Below are 19,199 nucleotides of genomic sequence, written 5' to 3'. Positions count from 1 at the left end.
TCATTCACCTACTCCTATTGTTTCGTTAATGACTTCAGTTGATGCTTCAGGATTTTCCCAGTTGGATTTCTAGGCAATTGATCAATCACCTCTACCCTTCTAGGAATCTTGTAATCTGCTAACTTACCCCTGAGAAACTCTTTACAGTTTTCTTCAACCGTTGCACTCTCTTCTTTTAATACAACATAAGCCGTTACCGTCTCTCCCCACTCTTCATGTGGTACACCAACTACGGCACACTCTACAATGTTTGGATGCCCAGTAAGGACTTCTTCCACCTCTTTTGGAAAAACATTGATTCCTCCTGATATAATCATGTCTTTCTTACGGTCAATAACCCAAATAAATCCATCTTCATCCTTTTTAGCCATATCCCCTGTATACAGCCAGCCATCTTTTAAAGTCTCCCGTGTTTTTTCAGGATCATTGTAATAACCCACCATATTTCCTTCACCTTTAAGGATGATTTCTCCTGGCTCATTAACACCAACTTCTTCCCCATTGTCATCAACAAGCTTTATCTCGCAATTCAATGCAGCTCGCTGGCCAATACTCCCAGATTTAGACTCATGCTCTTCAGGTCTAAGCAATGTACCATTCGGCCCTGCCTCCGTTAGTCCATAAACACAATAGAAACGATCGGTTTTGAATGCTTTTTGTAAAAACTGGACTTCCTTCTGTCCCAACGGTGCTCCTCCATACACCCAGTGCGTCATAGATGAAAGATCTTTTTCTTCAATAGCTGGATTCTTGGCAGATAATAAGTATGCTACTGGCGCCCCAAAGAAATGCGTTGGCTTCCACTTGTCTACGACGTCTAACAATAAATCTGGAGTAAATGTTGGAGTTAATAGATGTGCTGCTCCCACATATGTTCCGGCCACTAAAAACAAGTGTAATGGAGCGGAATGGCTGAGTGGCATCATATGAAGCATTCTACTTTCATTTTTCATTTCCATTTCAATACACATCATCGTTGCAACAGTCAAAATACTTCTATTGGAAAATAGTACTCCTTTTGGTTTTCCAGTCGTACCAGAAGTATAGAGCATAGTCGCAAGATCATCTTCCTTTAATGTGCATACAATCTCATCCTCTTTTCCTCCATCAAGAAGATCCTCAAATCCAATCCACCCATCGACGTCTGCACCAGTTTTAACCCACAGTAGATTATGTTTTTCTACCAATGAAGCGCACGTATTATATAATATATGCTCGATGACGACCGCTTTTGCTTCACTGTGTTCAATAATATATTCCAGTTCAGGTGATGTAAGTCTGGCACTCACAGGAGTAATGACACCACCTACTCGTAAAACTGCGAAATAGGTGATTAAAAAATTTGACGTATTAGGCATGAACAGAATGACCTTATCTCCTTTACCAATTCCACGCTCCAAGAAAGCGTTTGCAAGTTTAGTCACCTTTAGATCAATTTCTCCATAAGTTAATTGCTGATGCTCCTCCACAACCGCTGTGTTATTAGTAAATTTTCGGCTATTCCTTGCTAACAGTTCGGAAATATTCATGATCACTTTTCCCCTTTCAACTTTTTTAACTCCCCTTCAAACACACTTAAGTAATTTTGCATGTCCTCTCGTAATTCTTCCAGCTCCTGAATCCTTTCCTCCACCTCTAATACTCGTCTTTTACCATACTCTACGGTTTTTTCTAGCTGTTTCACGCCAGACCTATCCTCATCAAACAATGTAATCATTTCCTTGATTTGATCTAGAGAAAAACCAAACTTTTTTCCTCTTAAAATGAGACGAAGGCGTGTTTCATCTTTTTTCCTATATAACCGCTGATGGTTAAGTGGTCTCTCAGGCTGGATGATTCCTAGTTCCTCGTAATATCTCAGAGTACGAGTACTGATTTTGTATTTTTCAGCAAGCTGTCTAATGGTCATTGCTTCCATTCCTATCACCTATTAATCAGTTTTATAAGTTCTTGTGTAGAAGGGGGTATGAATTTTCTAACTTTTCTATAAGTTAACATTGACGTTAACGTCAATGTCAAGGGGAAAACAATATAATTACTGTGAAAAGATTGTCAATCGAAAGGGAGGATAGCCGTCAACATACTAGAAAAAAGTCACGTTACTTCCCTTCCATGAAAGGTTGTATAAATGTACTGATACCAAGCGCCAGAAAAATGAGGATAAGAGAGCCTAACCAAGAAATTAATAAAAAGCCTGCCCAACCACTTATAAGTACTAGAAAAGGAGCATTTGTCCAAAAGATGCTTTTCATGGAGAAGTTTAAAATTTTCTCTCGATCCCACTCAAATGTTTTGAGATAATTCGATTGTTTCAATTCTCCAACTAAAGCGCTATTTAAGTGTACGAACATAAAAATTCCAACTGCCCATATAATCCATTTCAAAGGGTCAGGGGTTATAGTTATTGCAAAAAGAAGGGCACCGCTCATTTGCAGGAATAGCATCCACTTATTTTTATTGCGTAATATATATTTAATATGGAGTTCAATAAATCCCTTTTCAGGGGTTCTTTTTGAAAAAATTCTACCAGACTTTCTGAACAACCAGGGGCGCTTATTATATTTCGGACGCTTCAAGCGTTGGAATTGTGGTGCACCAATTAAAGATGCACCTTGTAGTGTAGCAGACAGGAACCTATATTTAAGGGTTATTTCGTTAGCCAACTCTTCAAGGAAAGTCCCCTTCAATTTGAGTCGATAGTATAATCCTAGATAAGTAAATAGGGTCAACATAGTGACTGTTAATAGGGTAAGAAGTGGATCATTCCAATTCAACACATAAATGATGCCTCCATAAACCAAAAGTAAGAAAGCATTAACCAAGATTATTACTACATAATAAACCCATCCACGATAATTAAAGCTAACTACTTGCCGAACAGCCCCCATTAAGTTGGAGCCACACCAACTAACTATAAAGAGGGAAATAAAGTATAAGAATGTTTTTTCAAATTGCACTAGTAGAATAGGTGCAATGATGATGAAAACAAATCCCCACAATAGAAAACTAACAGTAAGAGAATAATAGACTCCTAATCTTTTTAAATGTTGATATTTATCAACATATTGTCTGAAGAACAGTTCATCAGCACGTTCCATAAAAAAACGTAAATTTCCTTTTACCATCATGATAAATAACCCTAAGTAAAGGAAAATTTCAATGTTCACAATGCTCAAGTTAATATTCCACGACCTATTCCACCATTGAACATACTGACCTATAAAGATAGCCAAACAAGGGATAATAATGTAAAGCCAGATAACCCAATCAATAGATGACTTATATAATGAACATAATGACTGATAATACGAGCCCACTCTATTTTTAAAAATCATGTTTGTTTTTGTATCTATCATTTTACCACCCCATTAAACGGTCGAAACAGTCCATCAAGGACCCGTCCTGCATGTCAGCTTTTTCCCGAATTTCTGCCATTGTTCCATTTATGACCACTTCTCCTTGATTAATTAATACGAGTCGGTCACAATGCCTTTCTGCTGTATCAAGGACATGTGTGCTCATCAATATCCCTGCTCCCCGCTCCTTCTCTCGACGTACATAATTAAGAAACTGCTTTGTTGATCTAGGATCTAGTCCTATGAACGGTTCATCTACTATATAAACATGTGGTTCAATTAGCATTGCCAGAATGATCATTATCTTTTGTTGCATCCCCTTTGAAAACGTAGCAGGGAGTTGATGTATGGCATCTTTCATATTGAAATCGTCTATTATTTTCATAGCACGAGTTTCCCATTTACCAGGAGACATTTCACTTAGTGAAGCTGCGAGCTCTAGGTGTTCCCAAAGTGTGAGCTCGTCATAGAAAGATGGGTGCTCAGGTATGTAAGCGTATTTCTTTCCTTCCCCTTGTCCAAAGTTGATCGTGCCTTCAAAATCTACTAACATATCTAATATTCCTTTAATGGTTGTACTTTTCCCAGAGCCATTTGAACCTATTAGACCAACCAGTTCCCCTTTTTTTACTTCAAATTGAATATTGTTAATTATACTAGCTTCACCTGGATACCCAGCGTATTTAATGTCCACTTCTAAAGCGTTCATATTCTCCACTCCTAAACAAGTTGTTATTACGTCTACGATTAGAAACAGAAAATGTTACATAATTCCAATACTCTAGTTGGAAAAATATTGTCGTTGCAATATTAATTCATGAAAAAAAAACTCGTAAAAAGTTCTTCTTTACGAGTCAATTGCTAGTATAGAGGAATCATTTTTATAGTTTTTTGACCATCAATAAGCAGGGATTTTCCTTTCCCCACAATTCATGAATCACTTGTACTCCTACATATCCTAGCCCTTCATAAAACAGCCGTGTATTTCTATAATGCGGGTCAGGATGTTTATCACTCAAAGTCTTTACAGATACGTAGTTCTTCCCATTTAATATTGCTCGTTGTTCAAATTCTACCCCTAACATACGTCCAATACCTGACCTATGATAGTCAGGCTTCACTGCAATTAAATGAATTTCATCTGCATCTTTTGTATGCTCCAAAATGGAAATAAAGCCAACTACCTCCCCATTCACTTCAGCTCTAATCATCGGTAATGTTGCAACTTCGCTCACATAATTCTTAATTGCTTCCTCGATACCAAACCATTCTGGAAGTAGTCGAAGGATATAATCGCAGGTCCGTTGTTTTTCCTTCTTATCAGTAATTTCAGTAAATGAAATATTTCCATCGCCTTTAGTAGGTTGAGGAACTTGAAGAAAGTGGACTCCTTCCTTTTTTCCATAAGAAGTATAGTACTGTTCATTATGTAAAGAGATACATGCTTGTTCATCAATACCATAACCTTTTGTAATACCCAATTCTATCATTGTACATTCAATATTCTGTCTGTCATTCCATTCCGAAAAGTGGACACTGACAGCGATGTTTTGTAACAATCCCAAGCCTTTCATTACTTTTCCATGACCATCGTTTGAATCCATTGGAGATATGATACTGTCTTCACACATCAAGATGGCTCCGGCAGAGCACCCAGCTACTGGTATACCTTGATTGTACCTTTCCTTAATCACGTGACGAATTGAATCTGTTGTATAGTAGAAATGATACATCTCCGTATCCCCACCACCGATAAAGATACCAGTCGCCACTCTTAATACATCTAGTACATATTCTGTTTCTAGGTTCCCTGATTCATCAGGTTTAATTACAGTCCACTTTTTTACACCGGCTTTTCTCCATGCATCTGTATATTTCGGTAAATATTCCTCCCAGCCGTCTCGGTGTAAAATAAGGAGCGCAATGTGAGCCTCCTTACCACCTGCACCTTTTGCAAACGCTTCTCCTGCGTCCTCTATGGAAGGTATAGCACCAAATAAATAACAAATCCGTTTCAATATAATCACCTCATTTTTTCTTTTATAAGGTCTATCGTGATCCCATGCATTATAAGGCGAGAGATAGGGGGCCAATCTAACGCGAAAATGAACAAAATCAAGAATCTCACGTGAGATTGACTGCTTATCGAACGCGAAATTGAGCAAAATTAAGAATCTCACGTGAGATAGACTGCAAATCACCATATTTACGTACAAGGAAGCATGGAAATTAATGCCCAAATGGATGTGAACGGGTAAAAAATAAAAGCTGAACAATATTTGTCCAGCTTGTTGATATTATTTTATTTTAACATATCTTTTAATTTTTCTGACAGTTCATCAATCTCATCAATTTTACCTGTCATATGACTAATCTTCGAGCTTTGCTCTTCGACACTAGCTAATACTTGTTCAACAGAAGCACTCAACTCTTGTGATACACTTGATACAGAGTTTATTTCATCAACGACTTCCCCAGATGATTGATGTAGTTTAGCTACTTTTTCTTTCATATCAACAGTTCTTTCTCTTACATCTTTAACTTGTTCCTCAATATCATTGAACACAACATCTGTTTCTTCAACTAGTTTTCCACCGAGACTGAATGTTTCTTCTCCTTCGGCCACTCTTTTAGATGCTGAGCTTGCTTTAACTTGAATATTGTGTAAGATTTGACTAATCTCTTCCGTAGATTTTAAAGAGTGCTCTGCTAATTTACGAACTTCTGTTGCTACCACTGCAAACCCACGGCCACTCTCTCCAGCTCTAGCAGCTTCAATAGCAGCATTTAATGCTAATAGGTTTGTCTGATCTGCTATATCAGATATTGTATTAAGAATATCGCCAACCTTTGACGTAAATTCATTCAACTCATTCATTTCTCCAGCTGTAGAACGCATAATACTATTAATTTCAGCCATTTGTTCATTGAGTTTACTGATTTTTTCAGAACCAGAATGAACAAGATTTGCTGTATTCTCTGCGCGTTGATTCATAATTTCTGAACTATTAGACAGATCTTTTACCTCATTGTCAATGGCATAGATAGAGTTTGTCATCTCACTCGAACTGTTCGCCTGGCTCTCCACCCCACCAGCAATTTCATTAAAAGTGCTTGTTAATTCATTTGAGAATTGATTTGTAGCATTAGAATGATCCTGTAAATCATCATTTAGGACATCGAGCTTATTGACTGTAAGCCTAATTTGCTCAATCATCCTTTCCATGCCCTGTTTTGATTGAACTGCTTCATCTGCCAATGCTAAAGAATCAGACTGAAGCCGACTACTTATTCTACTTTGAGCGATAAGCATGACAGTAATTAATACAAAAAGTAAATTAAGTGCTACAATAACAGTGGAATCGAAATTCACAAAGTTTTGTTCACCGTTTGCAAACAGAAAATAATTGGTTGCCACTAGTCCTACAACACCTGAGAAGATAACATACTTAAAATGTAGATAAAGTGTCGAGAACACTAAGCTGTAATAAACAATCAAATATGATGAAATTGAAGGTGTTAATGTAAGAAGAGTAAGAGTCATGACACTTAATCCTGCTATTAATAAGTAAGGGATTACATTAATTTGTTTTTCAGTTTTGTACAGTATAAAACTAATGATTGCAAATAAAACTGCTATTAAGAAAATGGTGAATACTGCTTCTAATGGTGATCCTCCAAAATAAACAACAGCAGCACTAATTAATCCAGAAATAAAAAATAACCTAATCATAAACCAGTTTCTTTTTTGAAATACTAGCTTGTCCTGTTCCATAGATGTCCCTCCCAGAATATTCTATCTTTTCTCATTTTATGTTATCCGACACCCATAGACAATATATAACATGCTATTATTCCTAGGCCTTTTCTATTTACTTTTGTTTGGAAATGAAATAACTGGATGTACTAGGAGGCTCAGGAGCCGTCAGCGGCAAAGAGAACACTGTGTAAAATGAGCAGAAGCAGATGTTGCCCTTATCCCTTGCTGAAAGGGCGCTATTGGTTCGATATCAACACCTCAATCACGGATTTAGTTATTATTTAACATAAAAGAAATGGCAGACTGAATATGCAAACTAGTACTATCAAATAATTGAATAGATAGATCCTCTTTTTTAATCAATAGAGCTAATTCTGTACAACCGAGAATTACACCGTCTATCCCTTCGTATTTATTAATTATTTCATAAAGTCCTTTTCTTGATTTTTCATTAACTGATCCGAGACAAAGCTCTTGAAAGATTACCCTATTGATCGTCTCCCTTTCCCCACTCTCAGGTACGGTCACGTTAATACCATATTGCTTTATTCGTTCAACAAGAAAGCTTTGTTCCATCGTATACTTCGTGCCTAGAAGGAGCACATTCTTTTTTCCACTTCTACGGATCACGTTTCCTATGATTTCACCAATATGGAGAAACGGAACATTGATCGCTGCATCAATATAATCTGCAACTTTGTGCATCGTATTTGTGCACAAAAGGATTCCCTCTGCTCCTGCAGCTTCAAGCTTTTGAGCAACCTGAGCTAAGTATTGACCAGCTTTTTCCCACTTCCCTTCCCGCATCCATACCTCGACATGGCCGAAATCAACACTATATAAAATGCACTCTGCGGAATGCAGACCTCCCTTTATGTCTCGCACTCCTTCGTTTATTTTCTGATAATAAACAAGTGTTGATTCATAACTCATACCACCGATAAGACCAATTTTTCGCATTTGTTTGTCGCCCATATTTCACAACCCCATCCTATTTGTAGTGTTAAGCTACCTTATGCTGTATTGAGAATAAACAGCAATCGGTTTATATCCTACCTTTTCAAACAAGTTACCTTTTGGGACATCATCATTTGTATATAAAGTACAAAATTTATATCCTTCTAGTAGCAGTCTCTCAGTCAGAGCCGCTACGCAAGTTATGGCATATCCTTGGCTTCTACACTCATCAGGTGTATAAACATAATTGATAGCTACCCCATTTTTTGTTTCGTTTGCTCTTTTTGCCATAGTTACAGGAGTCCCTCTAGAATTTCTCCAAATAAAAAATCGGTTTCTTTTAATTTCATCCGTTACAAAATGCTCCAATTCTTTTTTCGAAAAAACTATGCCTGATTCCCTATGGAAGTATTGACTCCACATCGTAATAAGTGCTATATCATCTTCAGTAGCAAAGCATAAACGGCCATTACTTCTTAATATATCCTCGAGTTGGTCTAGTCGAAAAATGGTTTGGTTTATTGTGAGATTTGACTCTATACAAGCTGTTTCCTTATATGCTTGGATAAACAAGTTCACAAATGGCTGGCAACCCCTTATTATTTTTACTTTTTTCTTACTCTGGTACAGCCATGAAGCTGCATTCTTTACATAGGCTTCACTTCCACATAACACCAAATTTCCAGATGAACTCTCGATGATCAGCACAAAACCGTCTGATTCCATTCCGATTGCAAAAAGTAGTTCATTGGTTGTACAGGGGTTTTGACTAAGGTTACTTAGAATTGAAAGAGGTAAATTGTTCTCTGCTTCCTTTTTCATCAAACACGTTTCAACTTTCCTTAAAACCTCTTCTGGTGATGTGTAAGTATGAAATTCCATGTTCCCCTCTCCTTTACTTAGTCAATTTTCAATTGTAGGTGCTTTTTATCGCTGTTAAAATGTCTTTCTTTAATTATATTTCTGCACTTTTCAATTTAATTCCTCTATTTCAATGTTCACAAAATATTCGGGGACCAGGTCCCCGAATTTATTGTGGTAACAGTTGATTTTTTGGACAAATTATATGAGAGGAGGCTGATATATGGAGGCCGGGATAATATTAGAATACAGCTGGATTTTACTGATACTAATTGGTTTAGAAGGAATTCTAGCTGCTGATAATGCACTGGTGCTTGCAATTATGGTAAAGCATTTGCCCGAAGAGCAAAGAAAAAAAGCCCTGTTTTACGGACTCGCTGGTGCATTCGTTTTTCGATTTGGATCCCTCTTTTTAATTTCATATCTAGTGAATATTTGGCAAGTACAAGCAGTAGGTGCCATCTATTTACTATTTATAGCAATGCATCATGTAGTAAAGAAATTTTTATATAAAAAAGACAATTCACATACTTTATCTTTAAATAAAAAGGATAAAAAACCTAAGTTTTGGACAACAGTCTTAAGAGTAGAAATTGCAGATATTGCATTTGCAGTTGATTCCATTCTTGCAGCCGCTGCACTTGCAGTAACCTTAACACCAACTGGTCTTTTTCAAATTGGAGAATTAGATGTAGGGCAATTTTCCATTGTCTTAACAGGAGGTTTAGTGGGGGTTATTATCATGCGCTTTGCAGCGACACATTTAGGAAATATATTACAATCACGTCCCAACCTCGAAACAGCTGGTTTCCTAATTGTTGGATGGGTAGGCGTAAAACTTGCCGTTTACACCCTCGCCCATCCTGATATACATTTTATTAATGAACAATTTCCAGAGTCTGTATTATGGAAAGGTATTTTTTGGACAGTCCTCATTGCCATAGCAATCATTGGTTGGACTAGTACTTCCAATAATACAGATAGTGAACAACCATTAAGGGGAGAAGAGCCCCTGTTAGATGATGAACCAAGTCCATCATCCTAATCAATCACCTATATTCTGTTCAGTAAGAACTAACGGGCCGTCTTTTGATATGACTACCGTATGTTCATACTGAACAGAAACACTTCCATCTACAGTCCGTGCAGTCCACCCGTTGCTATCCATTTGAGCAGCCCAAAATCCAGCATTGATCATAGGTTCAATCGTAATAACCATTCCATTCTTTAAACGCACTCCTCGCCCTCTATTACCAAAATGGGGAATGTTAGGTTCCTCATGTATCGTAGGTCCAATTCCATGTCCTGCGAAATCCCTAACAATTCCATAATTATAAGGTTCAATAAATTCTTGAATGGCAGCCCCAACATCGCCTACCCTATTCCCATCAATAGCTTCTTCAATACCAACATAAAGGGATTTCTCAGTCACTTCACATAGTTTTTGAATGTCTTCAGAAATTTCCCCTACGGGATATGTCCAGGCTGAATCAGCTAATCCTCCATTTAAATCCACCACAAAATCAATTGTTACTACATCCCCGTTTTTTAAAGGAGTTCTTCTTGGAAATCCGTGGCATATTTCATCATTAATAGAAGCACATGTGGCAAATTCATAACCTTTATATCCCTTCTGGGCAGGGGTTGCCCCATGTTTCCTCATGTAATTCTCCACAAAAGCATCAATTTCCAATGTACTAATTCCAGGCTTTATTTTGCTTCGGAGCTCCTTGTGAATTTTTGCAACGAGCTTCCCTGCCTCTTTCATCAATTCAATTTCCCTATCTGATTTTCGTTGAATCAACAAAGTCTTCCCCTTTCTTTTTCACGCATTTCCCTAATCTGTCACTCGACTAAGTTTTTTTCATATACCTTCAAATGCTGATAGACTAATCGAAGTAGTGGTGTTTCTACCCCATACCGTTCTGCTAAAAGAAGTAAATAGCCCTGAAGATGATCCCCTTCGATTGGTGCACCTTTTTCAATATCTCGTAACATAGATGATTTCATAGAGGGAGCTTGTTTTTCTATTGTAACCATCTGCTTTTCAATAATCCCTTCAGCAATTGGTGCCCTATGCGCTTCCATCGTAAGACGGATTTCCTCAAATAATTGCTGTATATATGTTCTACCTTCCATTGTATCCCTTATGGGGCCAATGGGTGACCGCATCAATGAGGTAATTCCCGATACAGTAGTTATAAAAAGATACTTATGCCACATTTCTTGTTGTATATTATCACTTCTACGAAAAGTTGTTTTTGTTCCAGAAAACACTTCTTCTATTGCTAAAACCCGCTCTGTTTCCGCCCTATTCCATTCTCCAAATACGGCTTCATGCATATCACTTGTCTGGATTACTGCTCCATCACTATCTAGTGTGGATTCAACAAAGCACATACCACCTAAAACTTGCTCAGGTGAAAAAAAGGCTCTTAACTCTTCCATGTGTTCTATTCCGTTTAACAATGGAATAATAGATGTATACTCTCTCACAAAAGGTTCAATCGATTTCAAAGCATTATCAAGGTGGTATGCCTTTGTAGCCAAAATAACGACATCATACGGTTCATCTTCTGCATCAGCAAGAATTGTTTTAGGTTGTACATGAACATCTCCGTGCTTACTTTTTATTAACAAACCATTTTTTTTGAGTTGTTCCTGCCGTTTCTCCCTTACTAAAAAAGTAACATCTTCCCCTTTTTCCAACAGTCTCCCACCAAAATAAGCTCCAACGGCTCCAGCTCCAAGTATGAGAATCTTCATTACAATACCCCTCTCCTGAAAACTCTTTCCCTCAAAGCTATTTCGACAATTAGAAATAAAACCCTTTCACTTGTCGAAAACTTTTATTGAAAAACATTCATGAAGAAATGGCAGGATTATTTAGTCGCACCTAGAATTACTTAGGTTAGAGCCAAACTTATCTTTTTTTGAAAACATCAATTAAAAGATTTTAAATCTGTTTACGGAGGACAATCATGAAAATAAAAATGAATACCATTCCACTTACAAAAAAAGTAAATGTTAAGGAAGGCTCACATATATTATATTTCTTTGAAAAACAAGAAAAGTATATTGATAATGCTGTTTCATTTATTCTTACAGCAAAAACCTTAGGGCAGAAGGTTATTTTAATAGAAAGCGCAGAAAACTATAAAGCAATCCTAGAGAGGCTTCACCTAGAAATGTCTCCAGCCGAACTTAGAGAAAACTTATTTTACATTAGTAATTACGACTTCTATGAAATGTACGGTGACTTTAGATTTAATAATGTGTTAACAAGGTTTAAAAACACGGTACAGCCATTTTATGATAAAGGGGTACCTGTAAGGATTTGGGGATATGTAGATTGGTCAGAACAACACGATATTAAAGAAAAACTCAATACATATGAATCTCAGTGCGATCTTACTGTTAGTGATATTGGTTACATGACTGTTTGTACGTATAACGGAAAAAAAGTACCTTCTTATATTCTTGCTGAGATGTTAAAAACTCACGAATACTTTATGACTGATGACGATTTAGTACAATCATCTTTATATAAATACTCTGAAGAAACAATCTTCCCCTCCCTATCAACACAAAGAAACATTGAAACTGAAATGGACTTTTATCAGCAGAAACTAGATTTTATTCATGTTGTGGCACATGAGGTTAGGAATCCTCTCACAGTAATCCAATCGTACGCCACATTATTAAAATCAACCTTAACAGATGATAAAGTGAAGAATAAACTTAGCTTAATTGAAGATTATTCGATTGCTATTGATCATGAAATTAATCATATTATACAAACAGAGCAGATGTTTTCCATCGACACGTTCTGGAGAAAAACAATCATCAACATAAATCCTGTAATAGATGATGTTGTTTCTGTCATGTCTGCAAAAGCAAGAACACAAAATATAACACTAATACCATCTATTGATATACCAGAAAAACTAATTATCAACGGAAATCTAATGGGATTTAAGTTAATTATTTCGAATCTGTTAAGTAATGCTATAAAGTATAGTGAGGAAGGCGAAGAGGTTACTTTTAAAAGCTATGTAGACGGTAGATTCTTCTTCATTGAAATTGAAGATCATGGTATTGGCATGTCTCAAGAACAATTACAGAAACTCTTCCATAAATATCAAAAAATAAATCATGAGGAATCAGGCCAAGGTATCGGTCTTTACATGGTTGACAAATTAGTCCAACACTTCGAAGGGGATATTGTCATAGATAGTGAATACGGTAAAGGAACAATCGTTACCGTAAAATTCCCATTTTAATTAGAAAAGCGCAAGTGCCTTGACCATCGGCCACAAAGAAAGGGAATGCTGCTTAAATAGCAACATTCCCTTTTTCAATTTTTAATCCTCTTTTAAGATTCTATCCTGCATGACGATGTCATATTCGTCTATGACTGCATTCAGTCTAACTCTATTAGTAATAATGTCATTATGGTATGGAATGGTAATCTCATCACCATTTTCAGTTATAAAAATATATTCATGAATGGAAGTTGTCCCGTTATTATTCTCCACCTCAATCGGTTGAATCTCCTGTATCTCATTCCAATAATAAGACGTTTCCGAGTAAGTGCTCAAATGGTTATAGTGGATTCCATCATCATCAAAATAGTAGTAATTATAAATCCCAAGTCCCATAATCGGTATAAAGACAAGCATTAATAAACTAAACAACCATGTGAGTTTAAATTGTTTTCCTGATTTCTCTAAAACCATTTTAGTAATTACGAGTGCTGTGAGTATAATTGGTATCCACAACATTCCAAATCCAAACATAAAGTAAGCAGAAGTTGGGGCTGATAGAAACCAATTTGATCTCGAGAAAAACAATACATCCTGCATAATGTATATCATGACAACAGGTAAAAATACACAGGAAATGATAATGATGATAGCTGTTACGATTGTTATTGTAGTAAGTTTCTCCGTGTCTGCATGCTTAATTGATGGCAATTTCAAATTCCCGTTCACTCCTTTTGTAGCATTCACTTATTTTCTACCCTATAAGATAATTACGTTTCAGAATTCAAAAAGTTTCGAATACTTTTAACAATACTAATATAGTTTTTTCTTAAATACAACATTATTTGTCTGAATAGTTGACCTTTTCCTACTGTTTTAAGATAATTAAAGAGGTTTTTTAGTTATCATAGCTTCATAAAAAAACTTCCTGGGGGTTTATATGAAAAATTTTTATATCGAAAAATTCGATTTTACACAACCAAAAGTTCTTGAAAATGAATTTATTAAACTATTGGAGGAGCCAATTGATACCGTTGAAAAAATGGAGGACTGGCTAAAAAGGCAATCCTTGCTCTATGACGCTATTGAAGAAGGATTATCAGGACATTATATAGATTTCCAATGTCATAGTGATTCTGAAGAGGCCAAAAAGTTAATGGAACACGACCAAATGATTATTGAACCACTATTCAAAAAATATGATGCCCTTCTAGATGATAAGATCCTCGACACTCCTATTAAAGATGAGTTAGATAAAGATTACTATGCACAGTTTTTAAAGATGAAGGAAAATGCAAAAGATTTATTCCGTGAAAAAAATGTTCAACTCGAAATCGAAGAAGACCGTCTAGCAACGGAGTACTTTGAGATAACCGGGAGTTTAACTGTTGACTGGAATGGGGAAGAAACAACTTTAAGCCAACTTAGAACTTACTTTGAAGATCCAGATCGTGAAACGAGAAAAAAGGCATATTTACTTTTTTCTGAAGCCTTTAAATCTAAAGAGGATGAACTTCAAAAAATAATGTCTCAGTTAATAAACTTAAGACAGAAGAAAGCTGATAATGCAGATTTACCAAATTACAGAGACTACATGTTTAAAAAATATGAACGTTTTGACTATACACCAGACGACTGTAAACAATTAGCCGAGGCTATACAAAAACATGTCACTCCAATTAAAAAGAAACTTCAAGAGAAACACAAGAGTGAGCTTAATGTGGATAGCTTCAAACCATGGGATATTAGTGGTGTTCCAAAAGGCCAAGAGAGACTCAAACCATTTCTATCATCAAAAGAATTAATAGATGGATCAACAAAGATATTTAATAATCTAGATCCTCGTTTTGCAGAATTAATTACCAAAATGAATGAAAATGGAATGTTAGACCTTGATACGCGAAAAGGAAAAGCACCTGGTGGGTTTTGCAGTCCTCTGCCAGTTTCGGAGCTATCATTTATTTTTATGAATTCCGCAAATAGCCATAGCGATCTAGTTACACTATTACATGAGATGGGACACTGTATCCACAATGACTTTAAGAAAGAACAACCTTTAGGAAGCTACAAAGAAACGCCAATGGAGTCGTCGGAGTTAGCTAGTATGACAATGGAGCTATTCACAATGGACCAATGGGATCTCTTCTATGACAATGAAGAGGACCTTCTCCGTGCTAAAAGAGATCAATTGAAAGGGATCATAAGCTTCCTCCCTTCAGGAATGGTTGTAGACCAATTTCAGCATTGGCTATATGAGAATCCAAACCACACTCCAGAAGAAAGAAATAACAAATATTTTGAACTACTACAAACGTTAAATCAAGGCATCGTTGATTACAACGACATAGAAGATCTAGCAAAACTTCAGTGGTTACCAATCTTGCATATTTTTGAGGTACCATTCTATTACATTGAATACGTGATTGCTCAATTAGGTGCCGTTCAAATGTACAAACAATACTGTGAAAATCCAGATAAAGCATTGGAAAACTATAAGAAAGCTCTTAAACTAGGAAGTTCAAAATCCCTTCCTGAAGTATTCGAAGCTGCAGGGATTAAATTTGATTTTTCTGAGAAAACGATAAAAGAATTAATGGCGTTTATTGAAGACAAACTGAGTGAACTAGATTAATAGACTTATTAAAAGATGAGGTCAAATAAACATGGCCCATCTTTTTTCTTTCCATCTCATCATTTGTACAAACTATTAGGAATATTCTTTATCAAAATGATATGATAGAAAAAATGATAAGGAGGGAGAGTTAAATTGCGAAACATCGTTGATCAATTCAAAGAAGTAACAATGGCAATACTTCCCATGACCATTGTCATCATCATCTTGCAATTCACCTTAATTGGTTTGCCTACAGAAATATTCCTACGATTTTTAGCTGGAGTGCTGTTTGTTGGCATTGGGCTGTTCCTCTTCCTTGTAGGTGTACATATTGGGTTACTTCCAATTGGGGAAATGATCGGATCCACCCTTCCAAAAACAAGAAAGCCATGGCTTATTATTGCAGTTGGATTTATTTTAGGGCTCGTTGTTACTTTAGCAGAACCAGACGTAAGGGTTTTAGCCTTTCAAGTGGACGAGGTATCTGGAGGAATTATCTCCAATAATATTCTGATATTCACCGTTGCCATTGGCGTAGCAATTTTTGTTGCCCTTGCCATGGCTCGTACGATCTTCAATATCCCACTTACCTATTTATTAGTTGGTGGTTATGCTCTCGTGTTTACATTAGCTATATTTACACCCTCCCAGTTTATCCCTATCTCCTTTGATGCTGGTGGTGTAACGACAGGACCAATGACAGTACCATTTATTTTAGCTCTAGGGGTAGGCGTTGCTTCTGTACTACGTAAAAACTCTTCATCTGCCAATGATGGGTTTGGTCTCGTTGCCTTAGCCTCTATCGGACCTATCCTTGCGGTGATGATTTTAGGGGTGATTTATGGATGATATCAATTTTATTTGAAAACTTTGACCATGTACTAATGGAAGTGGCCATGGCAGTAATTCCTTTAATCATCTTTTTCTTTGTTTTCCAGTTTTTCTTTCTCAAGCTTGAATGGAAAAAAATTAAGAAGGTCATAATTGGGATATTCCTTACATTTATTGGACTGTCCTTGTTTTTACAAGGAGTCGAAATTGGATTTTTCCCAGCAGGACAAGCTATTGGTGAAACATTAGGAGCAGATAATAATGCGTGGATACTTCTCCCGTTATTGGGATTTGTATTTGGTTTTGTTGCAACCTTTGCTGAACCTGCAATACGAATTATGAATCATGAAGTGGAAAAAGTAACTGCAGGTTCCATTCAAGGAAAAGTACTGCTTTTAACATTATCCATCGGGGTAGCTATTTCTATTGCCCTTTCCATGCTACGGATACTTTTAGGTATCCCATTATGGACTATTATTGTACCAGGATATATATTAGCTCTTATCCTTATCCGTTTTTCAGAAAGAAGATTTGTGTCCATTGCCTTCGACTCAGGTGGTGTGGCAACTGGGCCTATGACGGTTACCTTTATTATGGCAATTGCCGTTGGTGTGGCAAACGTGACTGAAGGGCGAGATCCATTAATCGATGGATTCGGAATGATATCCTTAGTAGCCTTAACCCCAATTTTATCAGTACTCGTACTGGGATTACTCTATCAGAAAAAGGAGCAAGAGGGATATGAGAAGTCTAAATCTGAATCATAAATTAATCTTTACTGTTGTTAAAAAAGGAAAAGCAAATAAAGTTGTGATGGCTTCTAAGGAAGCTGGTGCTGAAGGGGGTACTGTATTACTCGGTTCTGGCATTGGTATACATGAGAAGGAAACCTTCTTTGGTATTGATATGATTCATGAAAAGGAAATCATCATGACCCTGCTTCCTGAGGATAGCTTGGATACGGTTTTAGAACGAATAATAGAGGCTGGTAATTTAAAAAAGCCTGGGCAAGGTATTGGGTTTGTTATAGATGTAAAGGGTGTCACAGGAATCGTACACAATAAACAGAACATGTCTTTAGACGAGGAGGCATTAGATAAAATGACAGACAGTCATATTAGCTTTGAATTAATCGTAAGCATTGTAAATAAAGGTGATGCTGGAAAAATAGTAGATGCATCAAAGAAAGCTGGTGCAGAAGGAGGTACAATTCTTACGGGACGTGGTACAGGGATTCATGAAAAAGCAAAGCTATTTTCCATGATGATAGAACCTGAAAAGGATGTTGTCTTAACCCTTGTTCCTACAAAAAAGGTTACTGCGGTTATAAAGCAGATCGAAGAAGATGCACAGCTGAATAAACCTGGCAAAGGAATTGCCTTTGTTTTACCAGTAGAAGAAACCATCGGTATTAACCACAGTATTAACTTAAATGATTAATACTTGATTTCATTTCAACAATAGCACAAAAAGGGAGCTACCAGTCTTGGTAACTCCCTCTTTTTGATGATATTAGATTAATACAATGTTTTATAATGACAACTCAGTTGAAATGTCTGCTAACTTCGTTACGATATTTGAGTCTTTTGAATCATCACTAAATACATAATCAAAATCATGTACAGAAATTTCATTTTTTTGCATTCCTAAAGCTTTCCCTGATTCACCCTTCATCAAAAGCTCTACTGCATGCGTTCCAAGGCGTGTTCCTAGTATTCTGTCAAAAGGAACTGGAGTACCTCCACGCTGAACATACCCTAACACTGTTACCCTTGGTTGATAGTGGCTGTTTTCCCTAATGTAGTCTGCAAACTCATTCCCAGTACCTACACCCTCTGCCACGATAACGATACTATGTTTTTTGCCTCGCTGAAAGCCTTTCGTTAGACGTTCTAACATTTCTTCCTTTGATGAACCCCTTTCAGGGATAAAAATACTCTCTGCTCCTGTAGCAAGTCCAGCCCATGCAGCAATATCTCCTGCATCTCGACCCATCACTTCAATTACAAATGTATATTCATGGGAGGTCGCTGTATCACGTATGCGGTCTACTGCTTCCGTAACTGTGTTTACTGCAGTACTAAATCCAATTGTATAATCAGTACCATTAATATCGTTATCAATCGTTCCAGGAAGTCCAATTGTGGCAATTCCTTTTTGATGAAGCTTCTGTGCTCCACGGTAAGAACCATCTCCACCTATTACTACCACACCTTCGATTCCATGCTGTATAAGAACGTCGATTCCTTGTAACTGACCTTCTTCTGTTTTAAACTTATCACTTCTTGCAGATTGAAGGATAGTACCACCACGATGAATAATATCACCAACATCCTTTAACTCGAGCTTTTTAACAGCTCCTTCCATTAATCCTTCATATCCTCGATAAATACCGTATACTTCAAGTCCTTCATAAATTGCTTTCTTAACCACTGCCCTAACGGCTGGATTCATTCCTGGAGCGTCTCCTCCACTTGTTAATACACCTATTTTTTTCATTATGTTACCCCATTCCTATATGATATTTAAATCAATATCTATTCAATTTGATCTTT

General features: G+C 36.7%; 18 protein-coding genes. 6 read left to right on the top strand and 12 right to left on the bottom strand.

Annotation, left to right across the window (positions count from 1 at the left end):
* Positions 1–14: 14 nt before the first annotated feature.
* The 8 genes from BW724_RS07325 to BW724_RS07290 all read right to left on the bottom strand — a co-directional run bounded on the left by BW724_RS07325 (position 15) and on the right by BW724_RS07290 (position 8,955).
* Positions 15–1,529 (bottom strand): class I adenylate-forming enzyme family protein, encoded by a 1,515-nt coding sequence (locus tag BW724_RS07325; protein WP_088074605.1) that lies wholly within the window; start codon positions 1,527–1,529, stop codon positions 15–17.
* A 2-nt stretch (positions 1,530–1,531) separates the two neighbouring features.
* Entirely contained in the window at positions 1,532–1,918 is a 387-nt protein-coding gene (locus tag BW724_RS07320; RefSeq protein ID WP_088074604.1) for a MerR family transcriptional regulator, read from the bottom strand.
* A 181-nt stretch (positions 1,919–2,099) separates the two neighbouring features.
* Positions 2,100–3,356: an ABC transporter permease gene (locus BW724_RS07315; RefSeq protein WP_088074603.1), complete on the bottom strand. Its 1,257-nt coding sequence runs from the start codon at positions 3,354–3,356 to the stop codon at positions 2,100–2,102.
* A gap of 1 nt (position 3,357) precedes the next feature.
* A complete protein-coding gene (locus BW724_RS07310; RefSeq protein ID WP_088074602.1) occupies positions 3,358–4,065 on the bottom strand; it encodes an ABC transporter ATP-binding protein in 708 nt (235 codons plus the stop codon).
* A gap of 172 nt (positions 4,066–4,237) precedes the next feature.
* Entirely contained in the window at positions 4,238–5,374 is a 1,137-nt protein-coding gene (locus tag BW724_RS07305; RefSeq protein WP_176371333.1) for a GNAT family N-acetyltransferase, read from the bottom strand.
* A gap of 284 nt (positions 5,375–5,658) precedes the next feature.
* On the bottom strand, positions 5,659–7,131 hold the full coding sequence (locus BW724_RS07300) for a methyl-accepting chemotaxis protein (protein WP_088074600.1): 1,473 nt from the start codon (positions 7,129–7,131) through the stop codon (positions 5,659–5,661).
* A gap of 255 nt (positions 7,132–7,386) precedes the next feature.
* A complete protein-coding gene (locus BW724_RS07295) occupies positions 7,387–8,091 on the bottom strand; it encodes an aspartate/glutamate racemase family protein (protein ID WP_281419461.1) in 705 nt (234 codons plus the stop codon).
* A 33-nt stretch (positions 8,092–8,124) separates the two neighbouring features.
* Complete coding sequence (locus BW724_RS07290; protein WP_088074599.1) at positions 8,125–8,955, bottom strand: GNAT family N-acetyltransferase; 831 nt, start codon at positions 8,953–8,955, stop codon at positions 8,125–8,127.
* Positions 8,956–9,157: 202 nt separating this feature from the next.
* Here BW724_RS07290 and BW724_RS07285 point away from each other — a divergent pair, with 202 nt between their 5' ends.
* Complete coding sequence (locus BW724_RS07285; RefSeq protein WP_088074598.1) at positions 9,158–9,979, top strand: TerC family protein; 822 nt, start codon at positions 9,158–9,160, stop codon at positions 9,977–9,979.
* Here the strand turns inward: BW724_RS07285 and map are convergent, their stop codons facing one another.
* Complete coding sequence (gene map, locus BW724_RS07280) at positions 9,980–10,738, bottom strand: type I methionyl aminopeptidase (RefSeq protein WP_088074597.1); 759 nt, start codon at positions 10,736–10,738, stop codon at positions 9,980–9,982. It abuts the gene before it with no gap.
* Positions 10,739–10,779: 41 nt separating this feature from the next.
* Complete coding sequence (locus BW724_RS07275; RefSeq protein ID WP_088074596.1) at positions 10,780–11,700, bottom strand: ketopantoate reductase family protein; 921 nt, start codon at positions 11,698–11,700, stop codon at positions 10,780–10,782.
* A 215-nt stretch (positions 11,701–11,915) separates the two neighbouring features.
* On the opposite strand from BW724_RS07275, the gene BW724_RS07270 reads away from it, so the two are divergent.
* Complete coding sequence (locus tag BW724_RS07270; RefSeq protein WP_088074595.1) at positions 11,916–13,217, top strand: MEDS domain-containing protein; 1,302 nt, start codon at positions 11,916–11,918, stop codon at positions 13,215–13,217.
* Between the two features lie 81 nt (positions 13,218–13,298).
* Here BW724_RS07270 and BW724_RS07265 read toward each other — a convergent pair whose 3' ends face one another.
* Positions 13,299–13,946, bottom strand: a complete 648-nt coding sequence (locus BW724_RS07265; protein ID WP_088074594.1) for a hypothetical protein — start codon at positions 13,944–13,946, stop codon at positions 13,299–13,301.
* A 193-nt stretch (positions 13,947–14,139) separates the two neighbouring features.
* Between BW724_RS07265 and BW724_RS07260 the strand changes: the two genes are divergently transcribed.
* The 4 genes from BW724_RS07260 to BW724_RS07245 all read left to right on the top strand — a co-directional run bounded on the left by BW724_RS07260 (position 14,140) and on the right by BW724_RS07245 (position 18,084).
* On the top strand, positions 14,140–15,831 hold the full coding sequence (locus tag BW724_RS07260) for a M3 family oligoendopeptidase (protein ID WP_088074593.1): 1,692 nt from the start codon (positions 14,140–14,142) through the stop codon (positions 15,829–15,831).
* A gap of 135 nt (positions 15,832–15,966) precedes the next feature.
* Complete coding sequence (locus BW724_RS07255) at positions 15,967–16,662, top strand: DUF1538 domain-containing protein (protein WP_088074592.1); 696 nt, start codon at positions 15,967–15,969, stop codon at positions 16,660–16,662.
* Positions 16,659–17,411 (top strand): DUF1538 domain-containing protein, encoded by a 753-nt coding sequence (locus BW724_RS07250; protein ID WP_088074591.1) that lies wholly within the window; start codon positions 16,659–16,661, stop codon positions 17,409–17,411. The genes BW724_RS07255 and BW724_RS07250 overlap by 4 nt, the downstream gene beginning before the upstream one ends.
* On the top strand, positions 17,386–18,084 hold the full coding sequence (locus BW724_RS07245; protein ID WP_088074590.1) for a P-II family nitrogen regulator: 699 nt from the start codon (positions 17,386–17,388) through the stop codon (positions 18,082–18,084). Before BW724_RS07250 ends, BW724_RS07245 begins: the two co-directional genes overlap by 26 nt.
* 90 nt (positions 18,085–18,174) lie before the next feature.
* Here BW724_RS07245 and pfkA read toward each other — a convergent pair whose 3' ends face one another.
* Entirely contained in the window at positions 18,175–19,143 is a 969-nt protein-coding gene (pfkA, locus tag BW724_RS07240) for a 6-phosphofructokinase (protein WP_088074589.1), read from the bottom strand.
* Positions 19,144–19,199 lie beyond the last annotated feature (56 nt).

Origin of the sequence: Litchfieldia alkalitelluris, from assembly GCF_002153425.1 — a bacterium.
Classification (GTDB): domain Bacteria; phylum Bacillota; class Bacilli; order Bacillales; family Salisediminibacteriaceae; genus Evansella; species Evansella alkalicola.
The sequence above is the reverse complement of the archived record's forward strand: the minus strand, read 5'-3'. Positions and strand labels throughout refer to the sequence as shown.